Source organism: Nguyenibacter vanlangensis, assembly GCF_013376155.1.
Lineage (GTDB): Bacteria > Pseudomonadota > Alphaproteobacteria > Acetobacterales > Acetobacteraceae > Gluconacetobacter > Gluconacetobacter vanlangensis.
In genome coordinates this window covers 1-6,627 of sequence record NZ_JABXXP010000123.1, presented here as the reverse complement: position 1 = coordinate 6,627, position 6,627 = coordinate 1, and the positions used below count along the sequence as shown (strand labels likewise).

3 protein-coding genes are annotated in these 6,627 nt (G+C 62.5%); all 3 read left to right on the top strand.

Going from position 1 to position 6,627, the window contains the following annotated elements; genetic code table 11:
* Positions 1-2,201, top strand: a 2,201-nt coding sequence (locus HUK84_RS08325; RefSeq protein ID WP_176639883.1) for a TonB-dependent receptor domain-containing protein, incomplete at its 5' end; no start/stop codon positions are given.
* Positions 2,202-2,593: 392 nt separating this feature from the next.
* Positions 2,594-4,972, top strand: coding sequence for a TonB-dependent receptor domain-containing protein (locus tag HUK84_RS08320; protein ID WP_176639882.1), 2,379 nt, complete (start codon positions 2,594-2,596; stop codon positions 4,970-4,972).
* A gap of 94 nt (positions 4,973-5,066) precedes the next feature.
* Positions 5,067-6,596: a choline-sulfatase gene (gene betC / locus HUK84_RS08315; protein WP_176639881.1), complete on the top strand. Its 1,530-nt coding sequence runs from the start codon at positions 5,067-5,069 to the stop codon at positions 6,594-6,596.
* Positions 6,597-6,627: the final 31 nt, after the last annotated feature.

The window sequence follows — 6,627 nt, the reverse complement described above, 5'->3', positions numbered from 1 at the left end:
CCGGCAAGGCCCGCGCCGTCGCGGCCGAGGCGCTGACGGTCAGTCACGCCCGTACCACGGCCCATGGCGCGACGGTGATCCTCGGACGACAGGTTCTCGACCAGTTCGTGCCGGGGACCAGCGCCGCGAAAATGCTGAGCCGGCTGCCGGGGATCAATTTCGTCTCGGACGATCCGCTGGGGACCGATAGCTGGGGATCGGCGCTGTATATGCGCGGCTTCACCCAGCAGCAGCTCGGCTTCGCCCTGGACGGCATTCCCCTCGGTGCGCAGGATTACCGGCCCTATAATGGTTTGATGAGCACGTTCGCCATCTCGCCGGACAACATTGCCGCCATGGACGTCTCGCAGGGGGCGGGGGCGCTGGCCATGCCCTCGACGACCAACCTGGGCGGTGCGGTCGAACTGCGCAGCGTCGATCCGCAAATGACGCGCGGCGGCACCGTATCGCAGACCTTCGGCAGCAACCAGACCTACCGCACCTTCGTGCGCCTGGATACCGGCGTGCTGAACCGGTCCGGAACGCGCATGCTGGTGTCCTACGCCCGGGCGGACGGCCGGAAATGGAAGGGCAACGGCGATCAGTTCGACCAGCAGGTCAATGCCAAGCTGGTGCAGCCCATCGCCGGCGCCGGCAGGCTGACATTGTTCTTCGACTGGAACCAGACCATGCAGTTCGCCTATGCGGACCAGAGCCTGGCGATGCTGAAGGCGCTGGGCACGCGCAACGATTATTACTGGCCCTATTACAACCTGGCCTATCTGGCGGCGCAAGGGATCTATCAGCCCTCGCTCGCCGGGTTTTCGGATGCGATCGACGTGTCCTATTATGACGGGGTGACGATCGCCAAGGATTATCTCGGCGGGGCCACGCTGCAATTGCCGCTGACCGACCGCCTGGACTGGAATACGGTCCTCTACGGCCATGGCCAGCGGCAATGGCAGACCTGGACCAGTCCCTATACGCCCTCGCCCGACGGCGCGCCGCTGTCCGAACAGGTGATCGAGCCGCGCACCCAGCGATACGGCTTCACCAGCGCCCTCGACTATCAGCTCGGTATCAACAGGATCGAAGGCGGACTCTGGTACGAAAACGATCATTATATCTCGGACGAATTCCAGTACCCCGAACCGCTCCTGGGGCAGGGGGAACCGCTGGATGCCGTCAATGGCCGCTTCGGCACCCCGTTCCAGGAGAACTGGGGCATGGATTACTGGTCCAATACGGTGCAGACGCACCTGCAGGATACGATCCGTCCGACCCGCAACCTGGTGTTCAATCTCGGCTTCCGCTCGCTGGTGGTAACGACGCGGGGCGGCGGCGTGGCCAATGACGTCGCCTATAACGGGCAAGAGACGTTGCCCTATGGAACGCTGACCGCCGCCAACGGATTCCTGCCGGATTTCAGGGCCGACTGGCATTTTCTGCGGCATCACGAACTCTATCTCGACATCACGAAGAACATGCGCGGCTACGGCATGAGCGGCTATCAGTTGGGCTCGGCCTGGGGCGTCTCCAACCAGCAGACCTTCGAGGCGCTGAAGCGCACGATCCAGCCCGAAACCGACTGGGTCTATGACCTGGGCTATCGCTATTCCGGCCGCCTGCTGCAGGGGTCGCTCAATCTCTATCACGTGGATTTTTCCAACCGGCTGCAGTCCCTGACGGCGGGAACGATCATCCAGCCGATCTCCACCGTGATCAATGTCGGCGGCGTCACGATGAACGGCCTGGACGCCGCCCTGACGCTGACGCCGCTGCGCGGGCTGGCGATCACCAACAGCGTCAGCTACAACCATGCCGTCTACGACAACAATATCACCACCCAGGGCACGACCTACTTCCTCAAGGGGCAGCAGGTCGTCAATTATCCGCGCGTCATGTACAAATCCAACGTGACGTACAATTTCCATGACGCGCAAATCCATTTCGATGCCGCCTATACGTCGCGGCGGAATTTCAGCTATGTCGGCGACATGTCGGTCCCGGGGTTCTGGATGGCGTCGCTGGGGGCACGATACCGTTTCGGCGATTATCGGTTCCTGAAGAACATCACCGTGGATTTCAACGTCTACAACCTGTTCAATTCATCCTATGTCTCGCAGATGGGCGAGAACGGCAACCCGCTGTCCGGGGATTACCAATCCGTGCTCGTCGGCGCGCCCAGGCAGTATTTCGGGACGATCAGCACGAGATTCTGATATCCCGTCCGATTTGTAGGTTTGCGACACCATATGCGTGAACGGATGACGCATCCGTTCTAGCAATGGGATCGCTTGCGTGATTTCCTCTCGCATAGGGCGTGCTTCCGGGATATCGTTGCGTATCTGCATCATATTGGTGCCGGCGCCGGCGGCATGATGTCTCGCAACGGGCGCCAGGCCTGGCCGATCGTCATATTTCAGCTCGGAAGGATATCGCGCAATCCGCTCCCGCCCCGATTTCCCACGACTGGATCGATATCGGAACGGCTCAGGCCGCTGTCGGAAATCGCCTGCAATCTCATCATCCCTTTCCAGATCGTCGGTACGGTATCGATCCCATGGGGCGCGCGCATGATCGGATTCCGGTCTTGAACACAGGAACGATTTCGATGAAAAAGATCAGGATTCTCCCGGCATTCTATACGTTGCTCCTGGCAACGTCATCGCATGCGGCCTGGGCCGAGAAGAGGCACAAGGCCGATACCGCGCATCCCGCAGCATCGTCGCACCGTATGGACCAGGGTATGCGGCCTGCGCGCCGCGTCGTCGCCGCGCGGCCCGAAACATTCAGCGTGGTGGGATTGCGCAAGGCGCGGGCGACATCGGTCGTGGTGGGGCAGGACCTGATCGCGAAATCCGTGCCGGGCACCAATCCGCTGAAAGTGCTCGCCCAGATGCCGGGCGTGATGTTCCAGTCCGACGACCCCCAGGGGCTGGATACCTGGTCCAACCAGTTTTACATGCACGGATTCTTCCAGAATCAGATCGGCATGACGCTGGACGGAATTCCGCTGGGCGATCAGGAATTCCACAGCATGAACGGCCTGAATTCGGTGGCGGCCATCAGTTCCGAAAATGTCGCGCGCATGGACGCGACGATGAGCGCCGGGGCCGAAGATACCGCGTCGACCAGCAATCTCGGTGGCGCGGTGGCGTTCCATTCCTCCGACCCCAGCCACAAGATGGGCGCGAAGATCGTCCAGACCTTCGGCAGCAACAATACGTTCCATACCTATCTGCGCGGAGATTCCGGCGATCTCGATGCGCAGGGATCGCGTTTCTACATGTCCTATCTGCGCAACGACATGGACAAATGGAAAGGCGGCGCCAATCAGTTCTCGCAGCAGGTCAATGCCAAGTTCGTCCAGCCGGTCGGAGAATCCAGCTCGGTCTCGGCCTATTTCGACTGGACCGATTTCGAACTCTACAATTACCAGGACATGTCCTTCGACATGCTGAAGAACGGCGGATATGACATAGACAATTTCATCGGAACGCCGAACGGCTATGCCAAGGCCTATCGTTCCGCGCTGTCGCTGAACGGCCTTCCGGGCGGCGCGCTGCCGCCGGGCTATACGAAAATGTCCGATCCGTGGGATGCATCCTATTATGACGGCGCGACGCTCGAGCGCGACTATCTCGGCGGCATGAATTTCCATTTCCTGCTGACGGACCGGCTGAGCTGGGACAGCGTCATATACGGGCACGGACAATATATGCGCGGCACCTGGGCCAGTCCCTATATGTCCTCGCCCAACGGGGCGCCGCTGTTCGACCAGATGACGCTCCAGCACAGCCAGCGCGGCGGCTTCACCACCGCCCTGCATTACGATGTCGCGCATAATCACATCAGTACCGGCATCTGGTACGAAGGGCTCCACACCGATATCGGCCGCTGGGCATTCCAGGAACCGTTGCTGGGGCAGGGATCGCCCGTCAACTCGCTGGGGTCGCTGCCCGCGCCGTTCGCGCGGCTCTGGCGGGAACAGATCAACTCCAACAGCTTCACCGGCTTCGCCGAGGACACCTACAGCCCGCTGTCCAACCTGGCGCTGCATTTCGGCTTCCGCGCCCTGTTGCAGACGGCGCGGGCGGGCGACACGCAGAATCTCCAATCCTATACCGGCACCAACGCGCTCGCCTCCGGTTCGATCACGACCGCCAAGGCATTCCTGCCCCATATCAGCGCGGACTGGCATTTCCTCAGGCAGCACGAAGCGTTTTTCGATATCACCGAAAATGTGAAATCCTATCCGATCGCCGCCTACAAGCAGGGGGCGTCGCCCTTCGCGCTGAGCCAGAGCACCTTCGACCAGCTCCAGAAACAGGGCGGGCTGAAGCCGGAAACCGACTGGAACTACGCCGTCGGCTATCGTTTCACCGACCGGCTCGTGCAGGCGTCGCTCTATGCCTATCACACGGATTTCAAGAATCGCCTGCAACAGATCACGTCCGGCACGATCGTCAATCCGGTCTCCACCGTGGCGAATGTCGGCGGCGTGACCATGAACGGCATCGATGCGGGCCTGACCGTAACGCCGCTCCGGGGGCTGTCGATCTATAACAGCGTCAGCTACAACCACGCCACCTACGACGACAACCTGGCCGAGCCCGGCATCGTCTATCACCTCAAGGGCCAGCAGGTCGTATCCTATCCGCGGCTGATGTACAAGAACAGCCTGTCCTACACCTGGCGCAACTTCGATGCGCATTTCGACACGACCTATATGGGAACCAGGAATTTCAGCTATACGGGCGACATGAAGGTCCCCCATTACTGGCTGGAATCCCTGGGCGCGCGCTATCATCTGGGCAGGGGATACGGCGTCGCCAGGGACCTGACGTTCGAATTCAATGTCTACAACCTGACCAACGTCAAATACATCTCCACGATGGGCGAGAACGGATTGCCGATGACCGGCGATTACCAATCCTTCCTGGTCGGCGCGCCGCGTCAGTTTTTCGGCACCATCCGCGCGGGATTCTGATCCATTATGCCGTCATGGGCGGCAATTGCCGGGCCGGACGGATCGCGCCTGATCCCGTTCGCGCCGGTATCGGAAGAGGCGGAGCACTCTGGTCATGCGCGAACGTCCCGATATCCTGATCCTGATGGCCGACCAGTTGAAGGCCGCCGCCCTGTCCGCCTATGGCGGCAGGGTGGCGAAGACGCCGCATCTGGACGCGCTGGCGGCCGGCGGCGTCGTGTTCGAAAACGCCTATTGCAACGTCCCCCTCTGCGCGCCGTCCCGCGCGGTCTTCATGAGCGGCCGGCTGGCGTCGCGGATCGGGGCCTATGACAACGCCGCCGAATTTCCGTCCCAGACGCCGACCTTCGCCCATCATCTGCGCTTGGCGGGCTACGAGACCATCCTGGCCGGCAAGATGCATTTTTGCGGCCCCGACCAGTTGCACGGCTTCGAAACCCGGCTGACGACCGACATCTATCCCGCCGATTTCAACTGGACCCCGGACTGGACGCGTTTCGACGAGCGGCCGGAATGGTACCACACCATGAATTCGGTAACCGAGGCCGGGCGGTGCGTGCGCACCAACCAGATCGATTTCGACGAAGAGGTCACGTTCAGTGCCCGGCAGAAACTGTACGACCTGGCCCGCGATCCCGATCGCAGGCCCTTCGCCATGGTGGTCTCGCTGACTCACCCGCACGACCCGTTCACCATCCCCGATCCCTGGTGGAGCCGGTATAGCGACGCCGAAATCGACATGCCCGCCATCCCGGCGCAGGCCGGCGACCCGCATGCCGCCCGGCTGCACCATGTCAACGGCATGGCGCTGCAGCCGGTGACCGAGGCGCAGGTCCGCGCCGCGCGCCGCGCCTATTACGGCGCCTGCTCCTTCGTCGACGATGCGTTCGGCCGGATTCTCGGCACGCTGCGCGATACCGGACTGGACCGCGATACGATCGTGATCGTGATTGCCGATCACGGCGAAATGCTGGGCGAACGCGGCCAATGGTACAAAATGAGTTTCTTCGACGATTCCTGCCGCATCCCGATGATCGTCAGCGCGCCGGACCGTTTCGCCCCCCGCCGGGTGCGGGCCTGCGTGTCCCTGGTCGATCTGCTGCCCACGCTGTGCGATCTGGCGCACCGGTCCGATCGTCTGCCCGGCGAGGGCCGGTCGCTGCTGCCCTATTGCACGGGCCATGATGATGATGACGGGCTGGCGCTGGGCGAATATACCGCCGAGGGCGCGATCGCCCCGATCGTCATGATCCGGCGCGGGCAGTGGAAATTCGTGCATTGTCCGGCCGATCCGGATCAATTGTACGATCTTCGGGCCGATCCGCGCGAAATCCGCAACCTGGCGGCCGATCCGGCGCATCGCGCGCTGTGCGACGCCTTCCTGGCCGAAATCGGACAGCGATGGGACCTGGCCGGGTTGCATGCCGATGTGCTCATGTCGCAGCGCCGCCGCCGGCTGGTGGCCGAGGCACTGCGCCAGGGCGCGCCGCCCGCCTGGGACCATCAGCCCACGCGCGATGCGCGCATGCTCTATATCCGCAGCCACATGGACCTGGAAATCCTCGAACGGCGCGCGCGCTTCCCGGCGCCGGTCCGGCCGGACCCGGCGGACGGACAAAGCTGATGCGGGCGGCACGCGCCCTGCTGGCCGGCCT